The following is a 2766-nucleotide window of genomic DNA, read 5'->3' as shown; positions in this document are numbered from 1 at the left end:
CCCCTTTACGCGTGGCCGCCCGTTCCCGATGACGCCTCGGCACCACCCACACGCATCAGCAAGGCCTCGCACGCATCATTCAGGCGCGTGACATGCAACTGCTTGCCCTGCTGGGCGTATCGACGCCGCAAGGCCTCGATGGCTTCGACGGCAGAGTGGTCTTCAAGATGCGCGCCGGAGCAATCCAGCTCGACGTAAACCGGATCGTTCTCCACGTCGAACATGGCCATCAGGCGCGACGTGGCGGCGAAGTACACCGTGCCACGCAGAAGATAGCGACGGCCACCGTTCGGTAGGTCCTCGCGATTCACGCTGAGGCGATCGGCATGCTTCCAGGCAAAGGCGATCGCCGAGATCAAGACGCCACACAGCACGGCGGTCGCGAGATTGGCAAGCACCGTGATGACGGTGACCGCGACAATGGTCAGCGCATCGGACAGCGGCAGCCGGCGCAGTAACGGCACACTCCCCCAGGCGAAGGTCTTCTGTGCCACCACCAGCATGACTCCAAGCAACGCCGCCAGCGGGATACGTTCGATCAGCGGCGATAGGAACAGCACGAAGCACATCACGAGCACGCCGGCCGTGATGCCAGACAGACGCGTGCGACCGCCCGAGGTGAGGTTGATCATGGTCTGGCCGATCATCGCGCAGCCGCCCATGCCGCCGAACAGGCCGGACACCACGTTGGCCGCCCCCAGTGCCATGCACTCGCGATTGGGCTGGCCTTCGGTGGCGGTGATTTCATCCACCAGGTTGAGCGTGAGCAGGGTTTCCAGCAGACCGACCATGGCCATGACCAGCGCATAGGGAAACACGATCTTCAGCGTATCCAGCGTCAACGGTACCTGCGGCCAATGCAGTAAGGGCAGGCCGCCCTTGATGGAGGCGATGTCGCCGACGGCGCGGGTGTGCAGGTTGAACAGATGCACGATCAGGCTGACGATCACGATCGATGCCAGCGCGGAGGGCACGACCCGGGTCAGCCGGGGCAGCAGATACACAACCAGCATGGCCACGAGCGCCAGGCCGAGCATCAGGTAAAGCGCGTTGCCGCTGAGCCAGCCGCCGCCAGGCGCGTGCAGATGTTCCAGCTGCGAACCGGCGATCACGATCGCAAGGCCGTTTACGAAACCGAGCATGACCGGATGCGGAATCATTCGCACCAGTTTGCCCAGCCGTAACACGCCGAACAGGAACTGGATCAGGCCGCCGAGCAGCACCGTGAGCAGGAAATATTCGCTTCCGTGCTGCACGACCAAGGCCACGATCACCACTGCCATCGAGCCTGCCGCACCGGAAATCATGCCCGGTCGGCCACCGAAAGCGGCCGTGAGCGCCGCGATAATCGCCGCGCCGTAAAGGCCCATCAAAGGATTGAGGTGGGCGACCAGCGCGAAGGCCATGGCCTCCGGCACAAGCGCGAACGCGGTGGTCAAACCCGCCAGAAGGTTCTGGCGGACGGAGAGGGCGGAGGGAGACATACGAATTCCTGTGCAGCTTACGCAGACAGGCTCAGGCCGCCACGAAGCCGCACACCTTGCCATGCTGCACCGCATCGGGCAAGGCGGGAGGGCAGGTAGACCGTCGAGTGGACTTACTTCGGCGTGAGCCGATACAGCCCACCGGGTTGGGCGTCTTCAAGTACCCACAGCGAGCCGTCCGGCGCTTCTTCGATATCGCGGATGCGTTTGCCAAGGCTCCAGCGCTGGACCGCGGTGGCGCCGCCCTTGCCGTCGAACGTCACGCGAATGATGCCCAGGCTGACAAGGCCGCTGAGCAGGGCGCTGCCCTTCCATTGCGGGAACAGGCTGCCCTTGTAGAACATGAGGTTGCCCGGCGCCATCACCGGCTCCCAATAGATCACGGGCTTGACGAGATCGGCCCGCGTATCGGGGGAGGGAATGGGCACGCCGTTGTAGTTCATGCCATACGAAACCAGCGGCCAGCCATAGTTCTTGCCGCGCTGGATCAGGTTCAGTTCGTCGCCGCCCTTGGGGCCGTGCTCGAGTTCCCACAGTCGACCGTCCGGACCGAAGGCGAGGCCATACGGCGTGCGGTGGCCGACGGACCAGGTCTCGGCCGGCGTAAGGTTGGGTCCGGGGAACGTATACGTGCTGACGACCGGCGCCGTCTTGGCGGCCTCGGTATCGGTCGCTGGATCGATCAGCGGGATGGTGGGCGTTCCGACCTTTCCTGCCCAGGGATTGCCAGGCGCAGGTTTGCCGTCGAGCGTCAGATGCAGGATTTTGCCGACGGGTTGATTGGGATCCTGGGCGGGCGTGAACCGCTGGCGGTCGCCGACGGTGAGGAAGAGAGTTTTGCCGTCCGGTGAAAAGGCGATCTGGGCGCCGGCCTGACCACCCTTGCCCGTGGGCATCTGGCGCCACAGCACCTGGAAGTTGTCCAGGCGGGCCTGATCGCCATCCAGTACGAGTTGACCTCGGCCCATGGCCAGGCCACCGCCGTAGTCACCGGGTGCGACATAGGTGAGGTAAACGTTGTGGTCGCGGGCGTAATGAGGCGAAAGGAAGACGCCGAGCATGCCGTTCTGACCTTCGACATAGCTGGCCGGCACGCCCTTGATCTCGGTCCTGGCGCCTTGCGGGGTCACCAGTTGCAGCCGGCCGACCTTCTCGGTCACCAGCATGCGGCCGTCGGGCAGGAACGCGATGCGCCAGGGCAGATCGAAGCTAGCCACCTTCGTGATGTTGAAAGGAAGGTCGGGATCGGGTTTCTGATCGCCTGCATTGGTCTGTGCATGGG

At 64.2% G+C, this 2766-nt stretch carries 2 protein-coding genes; both read right to left on the bottom strand.

Annotation, left to right across the window (positions count from 1 at the left end):
• Nucleotides 1-5: 5 nt before the first annotated feature.
• Nucleotides 6-1484, bottom strand: coding sequence for a SulP family inorganic anion transporter (locus AC1DSN_RS20930; RefSeq protein WP_477294542.1), 1479 nt, complete (start codon nucleotides 1482-1484; stop codon nucleotides 6-8).
• 113 nt (nucleotides 1485-1597) lie between these two features.
• Nucleotides 1598-2766 (bottom strand): PQQ-dependent sugar dehydrogenase (locus tag AC1DSN_RS20925; protein WP_477332643.1); only part of this gene is annotated, 1169 nt, incomplete at its 5' end.

Source organism: Luteibacter sp. P4_D7_3 (assembly GCF_056401735.1).
This window is presented reverse-complemented; position numbering and strand designations above follow the sequence as displayed.

Coding starts and splice junctions, on each gene's coding strand:
- AC1DSN_RS20930 (WP_477294542.1), bottom strand. CDS start 1,484: ATGTCTCCCTCCGCCCTCTCCGTCCGCCAGAACCTTCTGGCGGGTTTG.